Raw genomic sequence first — 24561 nt, 5'->3', positions numbered from 1 at the left:
ACCGTGATTTGTTCACACTCAACCAGGGAGTCTCGAATATGGAACACGGCATCATCGCATGGATCATCATCGGCGCGATCGCGGGCTGGCTCGCGGGTGTGCTGGTCAGGGGCGGCGGCTTCGGCCTGATCGTCGACATCATCGTCGGGATCATCGGCGCGTTCATCGGCGGGTGGCTCGCCGGCGTGCTGCATATCTCGCTTGGCGGCGGCTGGATCGGCTCGATCATCACCGCGTTGATCGGCGCGGTCATTCTGCTGTTTATTATCCGGCTCGTGCGACGAGGGTCCTGAGCACGGCATCCGACGTCATCAAGCGCCAGCGGGTTCGAATCGCTGGCGCTTTTTTATGCGCCTGTTGCTTCTGCTTTTATCGCCGCGGTTGTGGCCGCCGCAGAATCAGGCCGGCAGCATCGACCCCGTATCGCGCAGCCGCGTATGCCATGCAAACGCCTGATCGAGGCAATGCGGCGTCTGCCCTCCCCAAAGCAACGCATCGCGGTAGTAGTCGCGCAACAGCTCGCGATACCGCGGATGTACGCAATGCTCGATGATCAGCGTCGCACGTTCGCGCGGCGCGAGGCCGCGCAGATCGGCGAGACCCTGCTCGGTGACGACGACGTCGACGTCGTGTTCGTTGTGATCGCAATGCGGCACCATCGGCACGATGCTCGAAATGAGGCCGCCCTTCGCGGTCGACTTGCTCGCGAACACCGCGCACGACGCATTGCGCGCAAAGTCGCCCGAGCCGCCGATGCCGTTCATCATATGCGTGCCGCCGACATGCGTGGAATTGACGTTGCCGTAGATATCGAATTCGAGCGCGGTATTGAGCGCGATCAGACCGAGCCGCCGAATCACCTCGGGATGGTTGCTGACTTCCTGTGGACGCAGCACGAGCCGGTCGCGATAGCGCTCGATATCGCCAAATACCTGCGCCTGCCGCGCGGCCGACAACGTGATCGACGCGCCGGACGCGGACGCGACCTTACCAGCGTCCATCAGATCGAACGTCGAATCCTGAAGGACTTCCGAATAAATTTCGAACACCTCGAAAGGCGAATCGACGAATCCCGCCAGGACCGCGTTGGCGATCGTACCGATGCCCGCCTGCAGCGGCGGCAACTGCTTCGGCATGCGACCACGCGTGACTTCGTGCTGAAAAAATTCGATCAAATGACCGGCGATCAACGCGGTTTCCCGATCCGCGGGCAGGACCGTGGACGGGCTGTCGGCCATGTCCGTCATCACGATCGCCGCGATTTTCTCGGGCGGAATCTCGATAGCGAGTGTGCCGACGCGATCCCGCACGCGCACGATCGGCAGCGGCTCGCGATGCGGCCGGCGCCCCGGAATCCAGATATCGTGCAAGCCTTCGAGACCGAGCGGCTGCGCAAGATTGATCTCGACGATGACCTTGTCCGCGAGAATCGCGAAGCTCGCCGAATTGCCGACCGACGTCGTCGGCACGATACCGCCGCTCTCCGTGATCGCGGCGGCTTCGATGATCGCGACATCAAGCTTGCCGAGCTGGTTCGCGCGCAGCATCTCGACGGTCTCGGACAGATGCTGATCGACGAACATCACTTCGCCGCGATTGATGGCGTCGCGCAGCGTCTTGTCTACCTGAAACGGCAGACGGCGCGCGAGCACGTGCGCTTCGGTCAGCATGCGGTCAACGTCATGACCGAGCGAGGCGCCCGTCATCAACGTGATGCGCAGCGGCTCGCCCAGCCGGCGCGCACGCTCGGCGAGCGCGACCGGCACGGCCTTCGCGTCGCCCGCGCGCGTGAAGCCGCTTGCGCCAACCCGCATGCCGTCGTGAATCAGAAGCGCCGCGTCGGCGGCCGTGATGATTTTTCCGCGCAGCGCGGCGCAGCGAATTCGGTCTTCGTACATGAAAGGGAGTCTCTCCATAGTCGCCAGCTCCGTCTACTGGTGCGCACGTCTGCGGTGTGCTTCGCTCAATAGGCGGTTGCCGCACCCGCCGCGGCGTCTCGATCGAACGGCGTCGCGAGCAGGTGTTGGGACGCGCGATAGGGTCCGCGACAGGTGTTGCGCGTGAGGCAGCCGGACTTAGCTGCCGAAGTAGATGTTGCAGAAGCTCATCGGGCCGACACATTCATCAGCTTTCGCTTTCGGCGCTTCCACATGCTTGCGCGGGGCAACCTTATCGGTGCGCTGGCCATCCGCTTGCGCAACCTGCTGCTCCGGCGCGGCCGGCGCCGTCTGTGCATAGGCGGCGGCAGCGGTGGACAAAGAACAGGCAATCAGGACCATCTTCAACACTTTCATCTCGTTCTCCAGGACTTACGACTACTGCGACGAATACTGCGAGGCAGTGACGAAACTATATGACCGCCATCTACGCGAATAAACGGGGCCGCCCGGAAGGGATCTTTCCATCTGGCAGAAAGATCCACGCAGCATTGCTCAGCGACGATTGAAGGGCGCGTCCTTGTCGAGCAACGCGCTGCGAATGAAGTGCAGACAGCTCAAGATTCGTTGCAGATCGTGATGCCGGTCGCGCTCGGCGTGCACTGCCTGCAGCATGTCTTGCGCGAGCCAGGTGGCCGAGCGCACGGCGACGAGTGCGCGTTCGAGCGAACGTGGACCTGGGCGTTCGAAAAGCCGGGCGAGATCGTCGCACGTGTGTTCGATCACGCTGCGCCAACGCGGCTGAAGGAGGTCGGCATAATCGGCGCGTGCGGCTTCGTTGCGCAGATCGATGACGGCGTGACCTACTTCGATCGTCGCGAGCATCCAGCGAAGTGCGTCGCGCCGTCGTCGTGAACGGTGCGTCAACAGCACGCGCAGTTGCGAAGTCAGATCATGCGTGCCCGACTGGAAACGTTGGTTCAGACCCGGCAGCGCGTCCTTGCATGCCGACACCGTTTGCGCTCGCAGGTCGCCCATGATCCGGTCGGTGAGCCAGCGCATATCGGCAGGAAAGAGCACCGCGAAAACAACCGCTGCGAGCAGCATCGACGCGGTGAGCGCGATGCCGTTGTTGATCAGCAGATCGGGCACGTAGCTGACGACGTTGTCCGGCCCGGCCAGCAAACAGAAGAACACCGAAAAGCCGATGCCAAGCCCTGCCGCGCCGCGACGCGTCGCGATGAATGCGCCGAGCGCGAGCACCGGCGCGAGTGCCGCGCAAAGCAGCGGGAAACCATCGATGTTCGGATACACGTAGCACATGAACACATAGCCGGCCAGCGTCGCGAGCACCGCGCCGATCGCCATCTGGATGGCCATTCTGGTGGCGCCTGGCGCGGTGGACGTCAACGCGCAGACCAGTGTTGCGCCAATTACGGCGAGACCGCCGCTCGGCCAGTTGGTCGCGATCCAGAACGCACCGGCGATTCCGATGACGACAGCCGAGCGCACGAATGTGAACAGTACGGCGAAGTGGTTGGTGCGCCTTATAGGTCTGCTTGTGCGGTGGCTCTTAGTTGGGCTTGAGCTGCATCGTAGGCGGTACTGCCGGCTTGCTGTTTTGCGCCACAAGCATGCATAGGTTTGCGAATAGTTTATCCATTCGCCCACGAATCGATACAGCAATTCGGCTGCCGTGTCGAAGTCCGCAAGCGATTCTGCGGACGCGGCTTCGAGTGGCCGCCTGGTTTCGCGTACCCGGCGTGGCAAGCTCGCTCGAAAGGGGCGCAGATCGGCTGCTGCGTGCGATGCTTCGACGCCGGCTTCAGCTTTTGCTTCGAACAAGGTTCCCAGTTCGTCGAGGTACGGACCGATGGCCGCGAGTATCGACACAGCGCGGCTGGCGCGCAACCGTTTGAGCAACTGATTCAGCGCATGCAGACGCGCGCACGCATCCATGAATTCGCTGTTCAGACGCGCCAGATGCGCACTGCGCGAGCGCATCGCCGGATCTTCGAATGCGACGAACGTGCGGGTTGCTTCGAAGCCAGCGATTTCGTCGACGAAATCCGCGAAACGCCGTTCGAACTGATTGCGCTCGAGCCCGCGTGCGAGCACGTCGACAGCAAACGCAGTAAAATTCGCGGACCTGATCTGAAGGTTACGTCGCAGCGCAAGGATCGAGCGCTGGGGCAGCAGCAACGCGCTGACCGCGCTCGAACACACGATGCCGACCGCCACTTCCGCCGCACGCGTGAGTGCGGCGAGGAACAGTCCCTGAGGCGTCGTCACGTTTGGAATGCCGATCAGCGCGGCGGTGTAACCCGCCAGCACAAAACCGTACCATCTGAAATGCCGATACCGGACCGCCGCAGCAATACAGGCGCTCACCCACACGATCATGCCGAGCATGTACAGTTCGGGCTGCTGAACGAACAGCCCGCCGAGCACGAGCGCGGCCACGGTCCCTACTGCCGTTCCGAGAATCCGGTAGAAGCTCTTCGCGAGCACCATGCCGCTGAACGGTTGCATCAACACAAAGACAGTGGTCATCGCAATGCGCGGCTGCGGCAGATCGAGCAGCATCGCGATGCCCAGCGCCAGCAGACCGGCGGTGACCGTCTTCAGCAGATGGAGCCAGGTCAGACCGTCGCTGCTGGCCCAGTCGCGCACGGCGCGATTGAGTTTGGCTCGGCTGAATCGTCGCCGCATGACGCCGCGCGGACCGACGAAATCCGCCGACGGTTCGGTCGCATGATCGGGTTTCATCTGAAAACAGTGCACCCTACGTGGTCGCTGAGAGAGCCTCCGGACAAAATGGCCGACACCGGCAGGCGAGGCGCCGATTGTAGGAGTCCGCGATGTGTACATTAAGCCGATGGGTGCAGAACATCTGTTCCAGAACGGACAACAATAGTGTTCTGAGACTGACGGAAAATATGATCTTGATCATGAAACAGAAGGTTTGATGGACACGCTACAAAATATGCGAGTGTTTGTGCGCGTGGTTGAAGCCGGTAGCTTCACCGCGGCCGCTCAATCGCTCAATTCAACGACCGGCGCGATGTCTCGCGCGGTCTCGGAGCTTGAAGCACATCTGCGCACGCGCCTGCTGAATCGCTCGACGCGTCGGCTTGCGCTCACCACCGCCGGCGAGCGCTATCTGAAACGATCGCAACAGATCCTCGCGGATATCGATGTTGCTGAAGAAGAAGCCAGTTGCGCACACGAGCGACCAACCGGCGCACTGCGCATGCATAGCTTTGCGAGCATCGGCCAGCACTACGTCCTGCCGGCCATTTCGCGTTACCGCGAGCTCTATCCTGATGTGACCGTCGAGTTGACGCTATCGCAGCGCATGCCGGATCTGTTCGAGGGCAGCGCCGACGTGGCCGTGATCGGCGCATCGACACTGCCGAATTCGGACCTCGTATCGTTTCCGCTGGGGACGACGTTCAGCATCCTGTGCGCATCGCCGGCCTACGTGCGGGCGCACGGCGCGCCGCAAGAACCGGCTGACCTTGCGCATCACGAATGTCTGATCCTGCATACGCCGGCGTTCCCGCCACATGAATGGACGCTCGACGGCCTGAACGGCAGTGAGTTTATGGAAGTCGACGGCCCCGTGCATGTGAACATCGCCGAATCATTGATCCTGGCGATCCGCGAAGGCATGGGTATCGGCATGGTGCCGCTCTACGCGGCCATTTCCGGGTTGCGCGATGGCACGCTGGTGCGCGTGTTGCCGGAATATACGCTGCAAAAGACGACTGTTTATGCGCTCTATCCGTCGCGCAAATTCATCGATGCAAAGACGCGCACGTGGGTCGAATTCTTGCGCTCGCATCTGCCGAAGGTGATTGCGCGCGACGAAGCATTGCTTGCTGAGGTCGGGCAACTAGGGGGCGGAGATGACCCAGTACAGCTGGTTGGAGTTGCCCCTGTAACTCAGGACACGCGGACACCGTTAGGTCAATGAAATCGCGGCAGCACGCCTGAACTCACGCGGCGAGCGGTATTCCAGGGCTTTGTGCGGATGGCGCTCATTGTAGTGTTCAAATGCAACAGCCAGACTCGAGAGCGCCGCTGGCGCGTCAGGCTCGTCCATACAGGCGACGTAATTGCCGCTTCATGATCTTCACGAACGATTCGACCATGCCATTGCTCTGCGGAGAACGTGCCGCGTTGTCAATGACTCCAGGGCCAATTCGCGAGCGAAGCTGCGAGTGCGGTGGTCGACATAAGCCGAGCCGTTGTCCGTCAACCATTCGATGGACGGCGCGACCTGCCCGGTGCCGAATTGCTGCGCGACGGCGGCCAGCATCGCGTCGCGCACTACATCACCGCTATGCCCGCCGGTCCCCGCCGCCCAGCCAATCGCCTCTCCGATCGCAGCAGTCGAGTGCGAACGTTACGCGCAACGGCGTGCCATCGTCGCACCGGAACATCTGTGTCGCGATCAGCCTGCGCCACCCAGTTGTAGATGGTCTGTGCAGTCGGCTCGAACTCCTTTTCCAGTTCCTCCGGCCTGCGTCCGGCCTTCACCAGCTCGACCATTTGCGCCCGAAATTCCGCCGGGTACGGGGTACGATGCTTGCCCATAATCGGCACCTCCTTCTCCAAAGGATAGATGTCCGTTTTTCTGGGTCAACTTCAGTATGCGCAAAAAGCGTCGATCAACAGGCTACTTTTGGCAGTGGCTGGCAACGGCGTCCGACCACGCTTATTGTTCGTGCTCGGTCGAGCATGTTGCTGTTGATTTTGGCCGCGTAAACGCAAAAACCCCACCGCGGCGGGTGGGGTTTCTGACTGGAGGGGAGCCTGACGATTACCTACTTTCACACGGGCAATCCGCACTATCATCGGCGTGGAGTCGTTTCACGGTCCTGTTCGGGATGGGAAGGGGTGGGACCGACTCGCTATGGTCATCAGGCATGACGGGTTGCTGCGTCGCAGGGTTGGAGTCAACCGCTTGCGCCACAGCCAATCGGGAAGAAGCGTAAAGGATTCGAGTGTGGGGGTTGTGTTGTTTCTGGCACAACACTGAATCCCAACCGTGCGTTTCTGTTGGCTCCCGCGGGAGTTCACACCAATCCCCTTCGGGGATCGGACCGGCGTAAGTGCTCAAGCACTAACGCGGGTCGAGACACACCTGTTATAGGATCAAGCCTTACGGGCAATTAGTATCAGTTAGCTCAGTACATTACTGTACGTGCACACCTGACCTATCAACGTCCTGGTCTTGAACGACCCTTCAAGGGGCTCGAAGCCCCGGGGATATCTCATCTTAAGGCGAGTTTCCCGCTTAGATGCTTTCAGCGGTTATCTCTTCCGAACATAGCTACCCGGCGATGCCACTGGCGTGACAACCGGTACACCAGAGGTTCGTCCACTCCGGTCCTCTCGTACTAGGAGCAGCCCCCTTCAAATATCCAGCGCCCACGGCAGATAGGGACCAAACTGTCTCACGACGTTTTAAACCCAGCTCACGTACCTCTTTAAATGGCGAACAGCCATACCCTTGGGACCGGCTACAGCCCCAGGATGAGATGAGCCGACATCGAGGTGCCAAACACCGCCGTCGATATGAACTCTTGGGCGGTATCAGCCTGTTATCCCCAGAGTACCTTTTATCCGTTGAGCGATGGCCCTTCCATACAGAACCACCGGATCACTATGACCTGCTTTCGCACCTGTTCGACTTGTCAGTCTCACAGTCAAGCACGCTTATGCCATTGCACTATCAGCACGATTTCCGACCGTACCTAGCGTACCTTCGTACTCCTCCGTTACACTTTGGGAGGAGACCGCCCCAGTCAAACTGCCTACCATGCACTGTCCCCGACCCGGATCACGGGCCAAGGTTAGAACCTCAAACAGATCAGGGTGGTATTTCAAGGACGGCTCCATTGAGACTGGCGTCCCAACTTCATAGCCTCCCACCTATCCTACACAGACCGGTTCAAAGTCCAATGCAAAGCTACAGTAAAGGTTCATGGGGTCTTTCCGTCTAGCCGCGGGGAGATTGCATCATCACAAACACTTCAACTTCGCTGAGTCTCGGGAGGAGACAGTGTGGCCATCGTTACGCCATTCGTGCAGGTCGGAACTTACCCGACAAGGAATTTCGCTACCTTAGGACCGTTATAGTTACGGCCGCCGTTTACCGGGACTTCAATCAGGAGCTTGCACCCCATCATTTAATCTTCCGGCACCGGGCAGGCGTCACACCCTATACGTCCACTTTCGTGTTTGCAGAGTGCTGTGTTTTTATTAAACAGTCGCAGCCACCAGTTTATTGCAACCCTTTCACCCTTCTGGCGCAGGCCAGTCAGGCTATGAGGGCGTACCTTATCCCGAAGTTACGGTACCAATTTGCCGAGTTCCTTCTCCCGAGTTCTCTCAAGCGCCTTAGAATACTCATCTCGCCCACCTGTGTCGGTTTGCGGTACGGTCACTGTGAAACTGAAGCTTAGAGGCTTTTCCTGGAACCCCTTCCAGTTGCTTCGTCGCCTAGGCGACTCGCCTCGCACCCTTGAATTGCGCGCCCGGATTTGCCAAAGCGCCTTCTCCAATGCAAGGACCGGGACTTCCAACACCCGGACAACCTTCCGCGATCCGTCCCCCCATCGCATTTCACAATGGTGCAGAAATATTAATCTGCTTCCCATCAGCTACGCATTTCTGCCTCGCCTTAGGGGCCGACTCACCCTACGCCGATGAACGTTGCGTAGGAAACCTTGGGCTTACGGCGAGGGGGCCTTTCACCCCCTTTATCGCTACTCATGTCAGCATTCGCACTTCCGATACCTCCAGCACACTTTCCAGTGCACCTTCGCAGGCTTACGGAACGCTCTCCTACCATGCACATTACTGTGCATCCGCAGCTTCGGTATATGGCTTAGCCCCGTTACATCTTCCGCGCAGGACGACTCGATCAGTGAGCTATTACGCTTTCTTTAAAGGGTGGCTGCTTCTAAGCCAACCTCCTGACTGTTTTAGCCTTCCCACTTCGTTTCCCACTTAGCCATATTTGGGGACCTTAGCTGGCGGTCTGGGTTGTTTCCCTCTTGACACCGGACGTTAGCACCCGATGTCTGTCTCCCGTGATTGCACTCTTCGGTATTCGGAGTTTGCTATGGCGTAGTAATCCGCAATGGACCCCACAACCATGACAGTGCTCTACCCCCGAAGGTGACACACGAGGCACTACCTAAATAGTTTTCGGAGAGAACCAGCTATTTCCAGGTTTGTTTAGCCTTTCACCCCTATCCACAGCTCATCCCCTAACTTTTCAACGTTAGTGGGTTCGGTCCTCCAGCACGTGTTACCGTGCCTTCAACCTGGCCATGGATAGATCACCTGGTTTCGGGTCTACACCCAGCGACTGGACGCCCTGTTCGGACTCGCTTTCGCTACGCCTGCCCTAATCGGTTAAGCTCGCCACTGAATGTAAGTCGCTGACCCATTATACAAAAGGTACGCCGTCACCCCGCTTTAAGCGCTCTCGCGCTTAAATCCACTTCAAGCGCGCAGTGGTCATGTTTCAGACTTGATGTCTTTTGACGCATTCATTTCATGAATGCGCCGAAAGCGCTTAAAGCGGGGCTCCGACTGTTTGTATGCATGCGGTTTCAGGATCTGTTTCACTCCCCTCCCGGGGTTCTTTTCGCCTTTCCCTCACGGTACTGGTTCACTATCGGTCGATCACGAGTATTTAGCCTTGGAGGATGGTCCCCCCATCTTCAGACAGGATTTCACGTGTCCCGCCCTACTTCTCGTACACCCAGTTCTTCCATGCTGTTTTCGTCTACAGGGCTATCACCTGCTATGGCCGCACTTTCCAGAGCGTTCGACTAACAATACGGATAACGTGTACCGGCTGATCCCATTTCGCTCGCCACTACTCTGGGAATCTCGGTTGATTTCTTTTCCTGCGGTTACTTAGATGTTTCAGTTCACCGCGTTCGCTTCACGTAGCCTATGGATTCAGCTACGGATACTCCATTAGGAGTGGGTTTCCCCATTCGGACATCTCCGGATCAATGCTCGTTTGCCAGCTCCCCGGAGCTTTTCGCAGGCTACCGCGTCCTTCATCGCCTGTGATCGCCAAGGCATCCACCACATGCACTTGTTCGCTTGACCCTATAACGGGTGTGTCTCTGTGTCGACCCACGTTAGCGCTTTAGCGCTTACGTGGGTCCCATCCCCGGAGGGGATAGACGCACTCGCTACAGGTTGAGTATTCGTGTTGCGCCGTATTCCAAGGCAATCTTTCGATCACCTTTAAAATACATCGATACAATCACAACCCTGATTCACCTACTCGGCACCCATCTCCAGGCGCCTTTCGTGAATCTCTTTACTACTTCTTCCTGATTGTTAAAGAACGGCAGCCGGTATGAAGCCTGTGCCTCATACCGCTCTGACTGGCTCAATCGCCAATGCGCAACGCTCTGCCTTCATGCAGAACCCTGCGCATTGAGGATTGGTGGAGGATGACGGGATCGAACCGACGACCCCCTGCTTGCAAAGCAGGTGCTCTCCCAGCTGAGCTAATCCCCCAGTCCCACAGATATTCCAGCGGCCCCAGCCCTTCAGCTCACCAGACAAGACCGTGGTGGGTCTGGATGGATTCGAACCATCGACCCCCGCCTTATCAAGACGGTGCTCTAACCGGCTGAGCTACAGACCCCTGAAGTCTGTCTGCGTTGCTTCTAACCACAGCCGATAAGCGTGAGCACTTGAGTGCAATGAATGCACAGCTCTGGAAAGGAGGTGATCCAGCCGCACCTTCCGATACGGCTACCTTGTTACGACTTCACCCCAGTCATGAATCCTACCGTGGTGACCGTCCTCCTTGCGGTTAGACTAGCCACTTCTGGTAAAACCCACTCCCATGGTGTGACGGGCGGTGTGTACAAGACCCGGGAACGTATTCACCGCGGCATGCTGATCCGCGATTACTAGCGATTCCAGCTTCACGCACCCGAGTTGCAGAGTGCGATCCGGACTACGATCGGTTTTCTGGGATTGGCTCCACCTCGCGGCTTGGCAACCCTCTGTTCCGACCATTGTATGACGTGTGAAGCCCTACCCATAAGGGCCATGAGGACTTGACGTCATCCCCACCTTCCTCCGGTTTGTCACCGGCAGTCTCCCTGGAGTGCTCTTGCGTAGCAACTAGGGACAAGGGTTGCGCTCGTTGCGGGACTTAACCCAACATCTCACGACACGAGCTGACGACAGCCATGCAGCACCTGTGTTATGGCTCCCTTTCGGGCACTCCCGCCTCTCGGCAGGATTCCATACATGTCAAGGGTAGGTAAGGTTTTTCGCGTTGCATCGAATTAATCCACATCATCCACCGCTTGTGCGGGTCCCCGTCAATTCCTTTGAGTTTTAATCTTGCGACCGTACTCCCCAGGCGGTCAACTTCACGCGTTAGCTACGTTACCAAGCCAATGAAGGCCCGACAACCAGTTGACATCGTTTAGGGCGTGGACTACCAGGGTATCTAATCCTGTTTGCTCCCCACGCTTTCGTGCATGAGCGTCAGTATTGGCCCAGGGGGCTGCCTTCGCCATCGGTGTTCCTCCACATCTCTACGCATTTCACTGCTACACGTGGAATTCCACCCCCCTCTGCCATACTCCAGCGCTGCAGTCACCAATGCAGTTCCCAGGTTAAGCCCGGGGATTTCACATCGGTCTTACAGCACCGCCTGCGCACGCTTTACGCCCAGTAATTCCGATTAACGCTCGCACCCTACGTATTACCGCGGCTGCTGGCACGTAGTTAGCCGGTGCTTATTCTTCCGGTACCGTCATCCCTCACGGATATTAGCCACGAGGTTTTCTTTCCGGACAAAAGTGCTTTACAACCCGAAGGCCTTCTTCACACACGCGGCATTGCTGGATCAGGCTTGCGCCCATTGTCCAAAATTCCCCACTGCTGCCTCCCGTAGGAGTCTGGGCCGTGTCTCAGTCCCAGTGTGGCTGGTCGTCCTCTCAGACCAGCTACAGATCGTCGGCTTGGTAGGCCTTTACCCCACCAACTACCTAATCTGCCATCGGCCGCCCCTTGAGCGCGAGGTCCCGAAAGATCCCCCGCTTTCCTCTCCCGAGCGTATGCGGTATTAATCCGGCTTTCGCCGGGCTATCCCCCACTCCAGGACACGTTCCGATGTATTACTCACCCGTTCGCCACTCGCCACCAGACCGAAGTCCGTGCTGCCGTTCGACTTGCATGTGTAAGGCATGCCGCCAGCGTTCAATCTGAGCCAGGATCAAACTCTTCAGTTCAAACCTGTTACTGTGTTCGGGCTCTCTCGAACCCGGTCGCTCACTCAACGTACTGACGATGATTGATCCGTCTTTCGACAGACAAACCTTCCTCTAATACTGTGTGAGGCTTCTGATACTTCTGCCTGACAGCAGATTCCGGAGAATCCGCCGCCGCATTCCGCATCAAGCGCCCACACTTATCGACTGTTAGTTTTTAAAGATCGGTCCGCCAAACCCGCCGCGCCTGAACCACCACTACCCGGCACTGCTTCGTTTGCGTCGCTGCGTCTGCAGCAGAGAAGCGAAATTATGGAGAACTTCCGTCGGATCGTCAACAGGTTTTTATCACCCGCTTAACCTGCCCACGCCGCTGAAGCCCACGCCATCAAAGGCTTCCCGCTTCTCCGCACCCCGGCGTCCGGAGCGCGAAAGAGCGGAATTCTAGTCGCCGACATCGGGACTTGCAAGCGATATTTTGACCGCTCGGCGCGCAACCTACCGCGACCCAAAACACCTCGGCTCACGCAGTCGCATGCGCGCGCATCGCCCGTTCGACCACGGCCAGATAATGGTCGATCCCCGGCGTCGCGCGATCCTTCTCTTTCGCGCGATCGTCCCATCGGCGCAAACGCATCGCGTCTTCGGCGTACAGTTTCTGAATAAACGCCTGCGCCTCTTCCCTGCTGAAGGCCCCGCCCTGCAATTGCAAGCTGCGCACCGAGTCGGCGGACAGCTGGCCAAAATAGGTAGCGTCGATCGCGCACAGGCAGCGCTTCGCGTCGACGTGCAGACGAATCGGCTCCAGCACCGCATCCGACAACACCGGCCGCAAAAACGGCAAGGCGAAATACTGATGTAGATCGTCGACACCCCGTTCCGTCGGCGTCTCCCCTTGCAGGTTCAGCAGATGGCCGAGGTCGTGCAAGAACGCCGCGGCGACCAGTTCGTCGCTCGCGCCTTCCGCCTCGGCGAGCGCGCCGCTCTGCAACGCGTGCCCGAGCTGCGTCACCGGCTCGCCGCTATACGCGAGGCTGCCGTGTCGCTCGAAGAGCACACGGATATCGTCGAGACTCAATGCCACCTGTTACTCCCAAGGTAATGAAAACGTCTTCAGATTGGTAAAGCTCTTCATCGCTTCCTGAACGCCTTCCTTGTAGCCTAGCCCCGAATCCTTGATGCCGCCGAACGGCGTCAGCTCGATCCGATAGGCTGGCACTTCCCACACGTTGACGGTGCCCACGCGCAGCTCATTAATGAAACGCGTGATCGCGTCCTGCCGGTTCGTACACACGCCCGACGACAGCCCGAACGGTGTTCCGTTGCTGATGCGAATCGCATCGTCGAGCGTGTCGAACGCGATGACCGGCGACACCGGCCCGAAGGTTTCCTCGCGCCCGAGCGTCATCGACGGATCTACGTTGTCGAGCACGGTCGGCGCGTACAACGCGCCGCGGCGCTCGTTGCCGAGGCGCAGGCGCGCCCCCGCGGCCACCGCCTCATTAGCGCGACCTGGTTCATCGGATGATTGAACGGCGTGATCGCGACGATCACGCCCGCGAGCGGCTCGCGCTGCGAGAACACGCGACGCCTTTTGCCATGCGGCGTCAGATCGCACGAGAAACTCTGACCGTCGTCGCGCAACGCCTCGAACGAGGCAAAGCGGAACACGTCGGCGACGCGACCGATCTCGTAGCCCGAGTCCTGCTTCGACAGACCCGACTCGAGCGAAATCAGATCCGACGCCGGTTCGATCCGCTCACGCAGCAGCACCGCCGCGCGCTCGAGAATCTGCGAACGCTCGTAGCGCGACAGCGTCGGCCGATACGCGAGCGCGTAGTCGAACGCGGCGCGCACATCGTCGATGCTGGCGAAGGGCACCGTGCCGACGCGCATGCCGGTATAAGGAACAAACACGTCGAGCGTCCGGGCGCGCGTCGCGCGCTCGCCGCTCAGCCGCAGCGCTTCGGCGCGGAACTCAGGATGGTCCCGCGGCGCCGTGTTCACGATGTCGACACGCGATTGAGCGCGACGTCGAAGATATCGAAATTGCGCAGCCGTTTGCCTTCGCTGCCGGTGGCTGATGGCTGAACGCGCCGGTTGAACAGCAGTGGCACTTCCTGCTCGGAAATCCCGCCATGCGAGCGCAACGGCACGGTGAGCCCGGACAGGTCGTGCTCGTCGCGCCGCGTGCCGAGCACCACATGCTTCGTGCCGATCACGACCAGATCGCCGATGCGATCCTCAGGCAGCCCGAAGCGCGCACACGCGGAGCGTCGATCGAGCACGACTTCGATTCCCGGCAGGCGGCCGATCCGCGCAATCACGGACGCAGCATCGACCTCGCGCGGCAAATAGACCGTCGCGAACGAACCCAGCGCGCCATGATGCACGACGTACGGATCGGTGATCGGCAGAATCACGCGCGCCGTCGACGCGTCGAGCCAGTCGTCGAGCAAGTCCTGCAGATAGATCACGTTCGGCTCGCCGGTCTGCGGATCGTGCTTCGCGTTCATGCCGTGATCGGCGGTGAGGCCGATCACCCAGCCGAGCGCGTCGAGCTTCGCGAGATAGCCGTCCATCATCGCGTAGAACGCGTTCGCGCCTTCGGTGCCGGGCGCCCATTTGTGCTGGATATAGTCGGTTGTCGACAGATACATGAGGTCGAGCTTGCGTGTCTGCGCGAGCCGCACGCCGGCCGCGAACACGAATTCCGACAACCCCGCGCTATACACGTCGGGCAATGGCAGGCCAACCAGATCGAGCACGTCGTCGATGCCGTTTTCCTCGCGCGTCACCTCGTCGGCTTTCTCCGCCGAAAAGCAGATGCCCTTCAACTGCGAGCCGAGCAGCCCGCGCAGTTTGTCCTTCGCGGTGACGACGGCGACCGCGGCGCCCGCGTCGGCGGCGGCCGCGAGCAGCGTGGGCGCGCGTAGGTAGGCGGGATCGTTCATCATCACCGCCGCGCCCGCGCCGTCGTTCGCGTGGGTGTCCCAGAAGTAGTTGCCGCAGATGCCATGCACGGACGGCAATACGCCGGTCACGATCGACAGGTTGTTCGGGTTCGTGAACGACGGGATCACGCAGTCGCCGCGAAACGCCGCGCCGCCCTCGAGCATCGAACCGATGAACGGCGCGACGCCGGCCGCGACCGCCGCTTCCAGGTACGCAAACTCGCAGCCGTCGACACAGACGACGACCGTCGGCTGGGAAGGTAGCCGGTAGCTCCGGCCGTTGACTTCGATCGTGCGTTGCTCAGGGTGTGTCATCGCGTGGTTTTCCATTGCCGGGGTTGCCATTGCAAAGTCTTAATCGCCGGGTTGTCTGTTCGTGGGGCGAAGCTGCCGCGGCGTTTGCCGGTACGCTTGCCTCGGCTTCATCGCCGCGCCGTCATCGCCCGCGCGAGCCAGCCGCACCCGCGCCTGCCGGGAGGCGCTGCTCGTGCGCCGCATCGCCCGCCGCCTCGCAGGCCGCATGCGCGCGCTGCAACCCGCCCTGCACATGCGCGCGCATCAACTGCGCGGCCTGCTCCGCATCGCGCGACGCGAGCGCTGTCAGAATCGCGCGATGCTCGGCGAGCGAGCGCGCCATCGCGTCGGCCTGCACGACTAGCGCCGCACGCCGAAACAGGCTCAGCTCGCTGACGAGCCTGCGATACGTGTCGTACAACTTCGTGTTGCCCGCCGCCGCGACCAGCGCATCGTGAAACGCGACGTTCGCGCGCGCATACGCATCGTGATCGTGCGACGCGAGCGCCGCGCGCATCGCGTCGACCCAGTCGCGCAGCACCGCGAGTTTGCCCGCATCGATGCTCGACGTGAGCATCCGGCACGCCCCCTCTTCGAGCACCGCGCGCACCGCGTAAATCTCGTCCGCCTCCGCGAGCGACACCGTCCGCACGAACACGCCGCGATTCTTCTCGGTGCGCACCAGACCCGCCTGCTCTAGCGCGCGAAACGCCTCCCGCACCGGCCCGCGCGACACCTGCAATCGCGCCGCCCAGTCGGCTTCGTTGAGCTTGTCGCCCGGCGCCAGCATGCCGCCGACGATATGCCGCTCGATCTCGTCGCGCACCAGCGTCGTCAGCGAATGGCGGCGCAGGACCTCGATCGGATCGACGGAAGCAGAGTGCATATATTCGGTCATTTTGACAATTTTTGCCACATCTACATCGATGCTGACCGGTTCGCGCGCGTGCTTCAGATCAACGAAATCGCTCGCCGATCACTCGGATCAGTCGGGTCAGTCGGGTCAGTCGATCCGGCGCCGCGGAGCGCGCGCCGCGATCAGCAGCAGAGCAACCAGCGAGACCAGCAGCAGAATCAGCGACAGCGCGGAAGCCGGCAGGTAATAGCCGCGTTCCACCTGCCCGACGACGACGATCGGCACCGTCGCGAAGCCTGGCGGATATACGGTCAGCGTCGCGCCGAGTTCGCCGAGCGACAGCGCAAAGCCGAGCGCGAGACTCGCGCGTATCGCCGGCACCAGTTGCGGCAACACGACGCGGCGCAGCACCATCGACGGCGGCGCTCCGAGGCTCGCGGCCGCTTCGCGCAACACGGTCAGCTCCGGGCGCAGCGCGGCGGCCGCGCAGCGGTAGCAGAACGGCAGTACCAGCGCGAGCTGCACGAACACCACGATCGCCGCCGAGCTCGACAGATCGAGCGGCCGTTTGTGATACGCGATCAGCACCGCGAGGCCGAGCACGACGCTCGGCACGCCGTTGGGCATCATCGCGATCGTGTCGATGACGGCGCCGAGGCCGCGCCGGTCGCGTCCTTCGAGCGCGAGCGCGAGCCACAAACCGAGGATCGTGCCGAGCACCGCGACGCCCATGCCGACTTCGAGGCTGGTGGTCAGCGCGTCGAAGTCGCTCGAACCGAGGCGCTCGAACCAGCGCATGCTGAAGCCGTCGGGCAGGATCGTGCCGGACCAGTGCGACGCGACGCTCGATAGCGCGACGACCAACACCGGCAGCACGAACAGCCAGAAGCACAGCAGCGCGGCAAAGCCGAGAAACAGACTGCCGAGCAGTCGCACCGCGAGGCTGTGCCGCACCGGCCGGCCCTTCTTGTGCATGACCGGCAGCACGGTCGGATCGAGTTCAACGGCCATGACCGGCTCCTTTCACCTTGCGACGATTGACGCGCCGGTACAACGCGTACAACGACAACGACATCAGCAGCATCACCACCGCGCCGGCGGCGGCGGTCGGCAGATCGAGATCGACGGTGGCGGCGCTGTAGATCGCGACCGGCAGCGTGATCAGATGGGCGCTGCCGAGCACCAGCAGAATGCCGAACTCGTTGAGCGTCAGCAGAAAACACAGGATCGTGCCGGCCGCGATGCCCGGCCACGCGAGCGGCAGGATCACCTTGAACGCGACCATCAGGCCGTTCGCGCCGAGGCTGCGCGCGGCTTCGATCAGTCGCTGGTCGAGCAGCGCGAACGATGCCAACGTCGGCCGCACGACGAACGGCGTATAGAACACGACTTCCGCGAGAATCACGCCGCCGATGCCGAACAGAAAATCGAGCGGCGGCGCCTGCAGATTGAACAGCCGCTGCAGCCCGATGCTGACCGAGCCTTGCGAGCCGTACAGAAAGATCAGCGTGAACGCGACCAGAAACGACGGGAACGCGACGAACAGTTCGAGAAAGCGCGTGACCATGCGCGCGCCCGGAAACGGCTTGAAGAACAGCAGCGACGCGAGCGCCACGCCGAGCAGCGACGCCAGGCTCGCGCTCGCGAACAGGATGCCCAGCGTGGTGCCGATCACGCCGCGCGTTTCGGGGTTACCGAAGAACGTTACGTACGCGTGGCCAGACAGGCCATGCGCGCCGGTCAGACTCAGCATCACGAGCCGCACCAGCGGATAGATGACGAGCGGTCCGAGCACCACGACTGCAATGAACAGCAGATGCCATTGCGCGAGGCGCTCGCGCCGCTTGACGGCGGCCGCGTGCGCCGCCGCGCTCGCGAGACGGCGCGCGGCGGCGGCTTCGGCCTCGGCTTGCGCGGCAAGGTCGAGCGGGTTGGACGTATCAGGGCTTGATAAGGACGACATCGCCAGCCTCGTAACGCAGGGAAACACGCGCGCCCTTCTCCGGCGTCATGCCGAGACCACGCTGCATCGTGACGAGCACGGGGTCGTTCGGCAGCGCATCGAGCACGACCGATACCGACAAGGCCGCGCCGTACCACTCGACCGACGCGATCGCGCCGTGCAACTGCCCCTCTCCGAGCGGCACGATGCGCAGCGCCTCCGGACGCAGACACGCGACACGTTCGCGCTCGTTGTAGCGCGCGTCGTCCATGCCGAACGCGACCTGCGGCGGCAGCAGATTGGCCGCGCCGAGGTAGCGCGCGACGAAGCCGTCGGCCGGCGAGTCGTACAGCTGCTGCGGCGTGCCGAGCTGCGCGATATGGCCATCGCGCATCAGCAGCGTGCGGTCGGACAGCACGAGCGCGTCGTCCTGATCGTGCGTCACGCAGACGATCGTCAGATTCGGCAGGCGTTCATGCAGCGCCTTCAGTTCGGAGCGCACCGACGCGCGCAGATTGGCATCGAGCGCCGACAGCGGTTCGTCGAGCAGCAGCACGTCGGGCTCGATCACGAGCGCGCGGGCGAGCGCCACGCGCTGCTGCATGCCGCCCGACAGTTGCGCGGGCATCACGTGACCGGCATCGCCGAGCTGCACGAGCTTCAGCACCTCGGCGACGCGGCGCGCGACGTCGCGCGCCGGAATACGCCGCGCGCGCAACCCGAACGCGACGTTCTCGAATACCGTCAGATGCGGAAACAGCGCGTAGCTCTGAAACAGCAGTCCGAGGTTGCGCTTGTGCGGCGGCATGTGCGTCAGATCGCGGCCGGCCACCGTCAGCGTGCCGGCCAGACCGTCGGCCTCGATGAAGCCCGCGATGAAGCGCAGCAAGGTCGTCTTGCCGCAGCCGCTGCGGCCGAGCACGGTGAGCAACTCGCCGCGCCGGATGGTCAACGACAGATCGTCGAGCACCGTGCGCGCGCCGAAGCGCACCGTCAGGTGATCGATCTGCACGCCGCCCGGCGTGTCCGAACGCGCGGCGTCGAGCGCATCCAGCGGAGCGCCAGGCGCAGTGGGGTGAGCGAGACTGGCCGTATTCACCGGAGTCGTCCTCCAACAGGATCAATGCTGATGCGGCGCCGCGCATTACACGCGAAGCGCCGCCTGAATCGACTTACTTCGGCTTGACCACTTCGGTCTCTTTGCCCGACGAACCGATCACGTCGCTCTTCCAGCGCGCGGTCCAGTCGGCCTTCTTCGCCATCACGTGGTTCCAGTCGACCGGAATCAGCTTGACGCCGCTGATCGCCTGCTTGACCGCTTCGCCGTTCTTGCCGGCGAGCGGCACGTCGCTGCGACCCGGAATGCCGAAGATGTCCGGCACCTTCGACTGCACTTGCGTCGACATCAGATAGTCGATCAGCTTCTTGCCCTCGGCCTGGTTCGGACCGTTCTTGATCAGCGCGATCGCGTACGGCAGCTGGAACGTGGTCGGCTGACCGCCGGGCTTGGCGGCGAGGAACACCGGTTTCAGCGACAGGCCGCCGTTGGCCGCGTCGTCGAGATCCATCTGCAGATCGCCGTTGGCGACCGCGATCTCGTTACGCGACAGCAGCACGTCGAGATAGCCCGTGCCCTTGGTGTGGAACTTGGCGCTCTGCTCAAGCTTCTTCAGATAGTCGAACGCCTGGTCTTCGCCCATCAGCGACGAGGTCAGGATGATCACCGCCATGCCGTCGCCGGCGGTCGCCGGATTCGAATACGCGACCTTCCCGGTGAAGTCCGGGTGCAGCAGGTCCGCGAACGTCTTCGGCTCGGTTTTCGTGACTTCGGGGTTGATCGCGAACGAGAAGTAGTTGTTCACGAAGGTCGCCCACGCGCCGTTCGGCGCCTTCGCGATGGCCGGCACGTTCTTGTAGTTGGCGCTCTGGTACGCCTGCAGCAGACCGCTCTGGTCGGCCTGCTGAATGAACGGCGGCAGGGTGACGAGCACGTCGGCCTTTGGCTGATCCTTCTCGATGGTCGCGCGGTTCACGACTTCGCCGCTACCCGCCGTGACGATATTGACCTTCACGCCCTCCTTCTTTTCGAAAGCCGGCAGCACATCCTTGTACAGATTTTCGAGGCCGTCGGCCGTGTACAGCACGACGGCATCGGCCGCATGAGCCTGCATCGCGGCACCGCCGAACGCGGCTGCGGCGACCAGCGCCGGCAGCAGTTTGCGCGCGAGGCCGGCCGCGGCGTGAAGGGAATTCGTCTTTTTCATGTCGCTCTCTCCGAAGCTAAAAACCAGACGGTCGGGATAACCCATACCTGTAGTGATTGAACGGCGGCACGCGCCGCTTGCGTGTTGCCCGCTGCGGTTGCCGCGCCGGTCTGTCGTGGATTGCAGATTGCCGACAACTTTGCCGCTTCTCGCCCAGCCTGACTGACAGCCTCCTACCACACCCGCGCTGCCTGCCGCGCCTGAGCGGGCACGGCAAGAATCACAGGTTTCGATGACAAGGCCATGACGATTGTGCAGAATTCCAAAAAAAGACACAAATTGCCAACTCGGGCCAACCGATGGAATTCGTCGCGCCACCCAAAAGCGGAGCCCCGCGCGCCGATCCCGTGTGGATCGTACATGGCGAAAATGACGATGTATGCACGGTGCGTCGGGAAAATGCGGAGGGGGCGGGTGGCTTTTTTTATTTAGATTTTTGCGGGCGCGGAATGTCGCTCAGCGCGAGCGGCGTACGAACGCGGCGGGAACCGCCCCGCCAGCCCGTCTCAGGCGATCAGAATCTCCGGACCATGCGCGGTGATCGCCGTGCCAAGCGCGCGCTCGGGCGCCAGTTCGGTGACCAGATACCGCGCCGACTCGATCCCGTTGATGCGCACCGGCGTCACGCGTCCGAATTTCGAATGATCGGCGACGACGACCACCATGTCGGCCGCGGCGATCATGCGGCTGCGTACTTCGGCCGCCATGCGGCTGTAGTCGGTGAGATAGCCGTCCGGCGAAATTCCGCCCGCGCCAATGAACGCGAAATCGGCGTGGTACTGCGTGAGCTGCTGAACCGTGTCGAGGCCGAAGGTCGCGTCTTCGATATCGGACAGCTCGCCGCCGAGCAGCGTCACGCGATTGTCGTTGCGTCGGCCGAGCAGCAGCGCGATGCGCCAGTCGTTGGTGTAGACCGTCAGCCGATGCCGGTCGAGCAGCGCGCGCGCGACCGACTGCGTGGTGCTGCCCGAATCGATGATCAGCGACGCGCCGTCCGGCACGAACTCGGCCGCGCGCTCGCCGATCGCACGCTTCGCACCGGCGTTCTCGGCTTCGCGCGTATCGAGATCGGGCTCGCGCCGATCGCTCGACAACGCGCCGCCGTGTGTCGTCACGAGCAGGCCGCGGCCGGCCAGCGCGTTGAGGTCGCGACGGATCGTTTCGCGCGATACGTTCAGTTCGCGCACCAGTTCGGCGACCGACAGCGCGCCGTTCTTTGCGACTTGCGCGAGGATGTATTGATGACGTTGTTCTGCGAGCATCTGAGAAGGCCGGAAGCCGGCACGCTTGGGTTTCGCCGTGGTTGAGGAAGGCCGCCGTATTGTATTACGCGTATTGCGCGTTGTCGGTGCTGGCGTGCAGGTGGCGCTCAGGGTGGCGTGGGGGCGCGTTCATGGCGCGCTCGGCTTGCATCGAGCCGCCCTTGCGCGCGAACACGCCAGCCATCGCGCCGACCTGCTAACCTTGACGGCTGGACTCGCCGGCCATGCGGCGAACGCAACGCCGCCGCCCGGCCGAGTCCCGCGCACAACGCCTCGCCCGTCAACCGAACCGCCGATGCCGCCACTGTTTCGCCGTCTACTGCTGCTGTTCCATGCGCTGCGTTACGGCGCGCGCCTGATCTGGCTCGCCGCCCCGCCCGACCACAAGCTGCACTGGATGATCGAACTGATCGGCCGCGTGCATGCGTCGGAGCGCAGCGGCGCGCAGTTGCATGGTCTGCTGCCGGCGCTCGGTCCGCTCGCGAGCCGCTTCGCGCAGACGCTCGCCGGGCACCCCGAGCTCGCGAGCGGCACGCTGCATGACGCGCTGGACGCCATCGATCACATGGAAGTGCCGCTGTCGCCGGACGACTCCGCGCTGGCTTTGACTCGCGCGTTCGGCCGGCCGCTCGGCGAGCTGTTCAGCGCGGTCGACCTCGTGCCGGTGCGCAGCGGCTTCGCCGAGCAGACCCATTTCGCGCGGCTCGCGATGCCGCTCAAAGGTCATCACGAAGTCGCCGTCAAGCTCGTGCGCGCGCAGCAGTTGCAGCAGATCGGCGATGAACTCGGCCTGTTGCGCTGGGTCGCGCGCTGGCTCGAAAAGCTGTCGCGCGTCGCGCGCCGGCTGCAGTTGCGCGCGCTCGCGCAAACCTTCACCGACGACATCCTGCGCCGCTTCGACCTGCGCGCCGAAGCCGCGAATCTGAGCCAGACCGGCCACCATTTCGACGGCGACAAGCGCATCGTCGTGCCCGACGTGATCTGGGAGCTGTGCACCGACCACACGCTGACGATGCAGCGCATCAACACGCTGCCCGCGAGCGATCTGCCCGGTCTGCACGCGCACGGCATCAAGCTGGCGCCGCTCGCCGCGCATATCGTCGAGATCGTCACCGAGCAGGCATTCGAGCATGGCTTCTTCCACGCGACGCTCGATGCGCGCCGCGTGCGCGTCAGCATCGAGCCGGACACGCTCGGGCGCCTCGTGCTCGCGGAGTTCTCGATCATGGCGACCCTGTCGAGTGACGAGCGCGAATTTTTCGTGCACGGCGCGACCGCGTTGTTCGACCAGGACTACGGGCGGCTCGCCGACATGCATCGCGAGGCCGGCCACGTGCCGGACGACACGCGCGCCGATCTGCTCGAAGCCGAGTTGCGCACGCGCGCCGAAGCGCACTTCGCGGCGGCGCCCGAGGATCGCTCGGCGGGTTCGCTGTTTCACCATCTGCTGCACGGCGTGCAACCGTTCGACGGCCACGTGCCGGGCGCGCTCGCGACCGCGCAGCGCTCGTTCCAGCAGGCGGAGATGCTCGCGCGGGCGCTGCATCCGGGCATCGATACATGGAACATCGCGCGCGGCGTGCTCGCCGATATCGCGCGACGCGATCTCGATCATCACGGCTGGCTCAAGCGACTGTCACACGAGCTGCCGCATCTCGCGCATATGCTGCCGCGCGTGCCGCAACTGGCGGTGCGCTATCTGCAACAGCACGATCGCAGCGGCATCCCGCAGCAAAACGCGCAACTGCTCGCGGATCTCGCGCGCGAATACCGGCGCACGCGCTGGCTGCTGTGGGCATGCGTCGTCTGTGGCGGCGTGCTCGGAGCGGGGATGACGCTGCTCGCGTGGTGACGGTCCCGCGCGCGCCTTGCAGCTTTGAACAAGACGCGCGCCGCCCGTGCCGCCAACATGGCGGCTTTTTCACGCCTCCCGCCTCGATGCTCGCTTCCTTTCTTGCCGCCGTCTTCGTCGCGCTGTGGTCGACCGGTTTCGTGGTCGCCCGCGCGATCACGCCTTATGCCGATCCCAATCTGTTTCTGCTTGCCCGCTTCGGCGGCACCGCGCTGGTCTTTGCGCTGGCCACGCTGGTCGCGCGCGCAGCGTGGCCGACCGGACGCGACTTCGGCAAGCACCTGGCCGCGGGCGCGCTGCTGCAAGGTGTCTATCTCGGCGCCGGCTACTGGGCCGTCGCGCAAGGTCTGAGCGCCGGCGTGATGGCGCTGCTCGGCGCGCTGCAGCCGCTCGCGACGGCCGCCGTCGCCGCGCCGCTGTTCGGCGAGCGCTTGTCGCGGCGCGGCTGGAGCGGCATGGCGCTCGGCCTCGCCGGCGTCGTGCTGGTGCTCGCGCCGAAGCTCGCTGCCGCGACGCCGCCCACGCACGGCAACGCACCCGCGTGGCTGGTCGTGCTGATATCGATCGTCGCGGTGGGGGCGATCACGGCGGGCACTCTGTTTCAGAAGACCTCGCTCGCAAAGGCCGATATTCGCAGCGCGAGCGCCGTGCAGAACGTCGGCGCGGCGATCGTCGCGGGGGTGCTGGCGCTGGCGCTCGGTGAGCATCGCTGGATCGCGTCGCCGACGCTGTGGGCATCCCTCGCGTGGGGCATCGTGATGCTGTCCGGCATCAGCGTCACGTTGCTCGTCTGGATGGTCCGGCGCGGCGATGCGGCGCGCGCGACTGCTCTGCTGTTTCTTGCGCCGCCGCTTGCCGCGCTCGAAGGGTATCTGGGGTTCGGCGAAACGCTGCTGCCAGTGCAGATCGCCGGATTTGCGGTCGCGCTGGCTGGCGTGTTGTTGGCGAGGTCGTGAGGGGCGCCGCGCGCCAGTATT

15 protein-coding genes, 2 tRNA genes, 3 rRNA genes and 3 pseudogenes are annotated in these 24561 nt (G+C 62.5%); 4 read left to right on the top strand and 19 right to left on the bottom strand.

Annotated features, from left to right (window positions below; translation table 11 throughout):
- The first annotated feature begins 38 nt into the window (after positions 1-38).
- Entirely contained in the window at positions 39-293 is a 255-nt protein-coding gene (locus tag OKW29_RS10670; protein WP_018420763.1) for a GlsB/YeaQ/YmgE family stress response membrane protein, read from the top strand.
- 105 nt (positions 294-398) lie between these two features.
- On the opposite strand, the gene OKW29_RS10665 is transcribed toward OKW29_RS10670, so the two are convergent.
- From OKW29_RS10665 to OKW29_RS10655, 3 genes are all read right to left on the bottom strand, one after another.
- Complete coding sequence (locus tag OKW29_RS10665) at positions 399-1898, bottom strand: acetyl-CoA hydrolase/transferase family protein (RefSeq protein WP_429292481.1); 1500 nt, start codon at positions 1896-1898, stop codon at positions 399-401.
- A 177-nt stretch (positions 1899-2075) separates the two neighbouring features.
- Positions 2076-2294, bottom strand: coding sequence for a hypothetical protein (locus OKW29_RS10660; RefSeq protein ID WP_090806192.1), 219 nt, complete (start codon positions 2292-2294; stop codon positions 2076-2078).
- Between the two features lie 138 nt (positions 2295-2432).
- On the bottom strand, positions 2433-4646 hold the full coding sequence (locus tag OKW29_RS10655) for an FUSC family protein (protein ID WP_429291021.1): 2214 nt from the start codon (positions 4644-4646) through the stop codon (positions 2433-2435).
- A 199-nt stretch (positions 4647-4845) separates the two neighbouring features.
- Between OKW29_RS10655 and OKW29_RS10650 the strand changes: the two genes are divergently transcribed.
- The gene (locus OKW29_RS10650; protein WP_429291020.1) at positions 4846-5856 is read left to right on the top strand and encodes a LysR family transcriptional regulator; all 1011 of its coding nucleotides are present in this window, start codon (positions 4846-4848) and stop codon (positions 5854-5856) included.
- Here the strand turns inward: OKW29_RS10650 and OKW29_RS10645 are convergent.
- From OKW29_RS10645 to OKW29_RS10570, 16 genes and pseudogenes are all read right to left on the bottom strand, one after another.
- Positions 5845-6322, bottom strand: a pseudogene (locus tag OKW29_RS10645) (integrase core domain-containing protein); the annotation flags it as partial. The gene OKW29_RS10650 and the pseudogene OKW29_RS10645 overlap by 12 nt on opposite strands.
- A gap of 19 nt (positions 6323-6341) precedes the next feature.
- Positions 6342-6434 (bottom strand): annotated as a pseudogene (locus OKW29_RS10640) (hypothetical protein); the annotation flags it as partial.
- A 262-nt stretch (positions 6435-6696) separates the two neighbouring features.
- A 5S ribosomal RNA gene (gene rrf / locus OKW29_RS10635) occupies positions 6697-6810 on the bottom strand.
- A gap of 226 nt (positions 6811-7036) precedes the next feature.
- A 23S ribosomal RNA gene (locus tag OKW29_RS10630) occupies positions 7037-10022 on the bottom strand.
- A gap of 344 nt (positions 10023-10366) precedes the next feature.
- Positions 10367-10442 (bottom strand) — tRNA-Ala (locus OKW29_RS10625).
- A 53-nt stretch (positions 10443-10495) separates the two neighbouring features.
- A tRNA-Ile gene (locus OKW29_RS10620) sits at positions 10496-10572 on the bottom strand.
- A 76-nt stretch (positions 10573-10648) separates the two neighbouring features.
- Positions 10649-12181 (bottom strand): 16S ribosomal RNA (locus tag OKW29_RS10615).
- Together the 16S, 23S and 5S rRNA genes with 2 tRNA genes alongside form the textbook arrangement of a ribosomal RNA operon.
- A gap of 502 nt (positions 12182-12683) precedes the next feature.
- Entirely contained in the window at positions 12684-13244 is a 561-nt protein-coding gene (locus OKW29_RS10610; RefSeq protein ID WP_429291019.1) for a phosphonate degradation HD-domain oxygenase, read from the bottom strand.
- Between the two features lie 3 nt (positions 13245-13247).
- Positions 13248-14167 (bottom strand): annotated as a pseudogene (locus OKW29_RS10605) (aldehyde dehydrogenase family protein).
- Positions 14164-15429, bottom strand: a complete 1266-nt coding sequence (gene phnA / locus OKW29_RS10600; protein WP_429291018.1) for a phosphonoacetate hydrolase — start codon at positions 15427-15429, stop codon at positions 14164-14166. Before phnA ends, OKW29_RS10605 begins: the two are co-directional and overlap by 4 nt.
- A 121-nt stretch (positions 15430-15550) precedes the next feature.
- Complete coding sequence (locus OKW29_RS10595; protein ID WP_429291017.1) at positions 15551-16306, bottom strand: phosphonate utilization associated transcriptional regulator; 756 nt, start codon at positions 16304-16306, stop codon at positions 15551-15553.
- Positions 16307-16411: 105 nt separating this feature from the next.
- Entirely contained in the window at positions 16412-17275 is an 864-nt protein-coding gene (gene phnV / locus OKW29_RS10590) for a 2-aminoethylphosphonate ABC transport system, membrane component PhnV (RefSeq protein ID WP_429291016.1), read from the bottom strand.
- Positions 17265-18227, bottom strand: a complete 963-nt coding sequence (locus tag OKW29_RS10585; protein ID WP_184071353.1) for a 2-aminoethylphosphonate ABC transporter permease subunit — start codon at positions 18225-18227, stop codon at positions 17265-17267. The genes phnV and OKW29_RS10585 overlap by 11 nt, the downstream gene beginning before the upstream one ends.
- Positions 18205-19305, bottom strand: a complete 1101-nt coding sequence (phnT, locus tag OKW29_RS10580; protein WP_429291015.1) for a 2-aminoethylphosphonate ABC transport system ATP-binding subunit PhnT — start codon at positions 19303-19305, stop codon at positions 18205-18207. Before phnT ends, OKW29_RS10585 begins: the two co-directional genes overlap by 23 nt.
- A 73-nt stretch (positions 19306-19378) precedes the next feature.
- On the bottom strand, positions 19379-20470 hold the full coding sequence (phnS, locus tag OKW29_RS10575) for a 2-aminoethylphosphonate ABC transporter substrate-binding protein (RefSeq protein WP_184071357.1): 1092 nt from the start codon (positions 20468-20470) through the stop codon (positions 19379-19381).
- Between the two features lie 506 nt (positions 20471-20976).
- Positions 20977-21732: a DeoR/GlpR family DNA-binding transcription regulator gene (locus OKW29_RS10570; RefSeq protein ID WP_184068108.1), complete on the bottom strand. Its 756-nt coding sequence runs from the start codon at positions 21730-21732 to the stop codon at positions 20977-20979.
- Positions 21733-22027: 295 nt separating this feature from the next.
- Between OKW29_RS10570 and OKW29_RS10565 the strand changes: the two genes are divergently transcribed.
- Positions 22028-23584, top strand: a complete 1557-nt coding sequence (locus OKW29_RS10565) for an ABC1 kinase family protein (protein WP_429291014.1) — start codon at positions 22028-22030, stop codon at positions 23582-23584.
- 86 nt (positions 23585-23670) lie between these two features.
- Positions 23671-24540, top strand: a complete 870-nt coding sequence (locus OKW29_RS10560) for a DMT family transporter (RefSeq protein WP_429291013.1) — start codon at positions 23671-23673, stop codon at positions 24538-24540.
- The last annotated feature ends 21 nt before the right edge of the window (positions 24541-24561 follow it).

Source organism: Paraburkholderia sp. CI3, from assembly GCF_050436505.1.
Classification (GTDB): Bacteria; Pseudomonadota; Gammaproteobacteria; order Burkholderiales; family Burkholderiaceae; genus Paraburkholderia; species Paraburkholderia tuberum.
The sequence above is the reverse complement of the archived record's forward strand: the minus strand, read 5'-3'. Positions and strand labels throughout refer to the sequence as shown.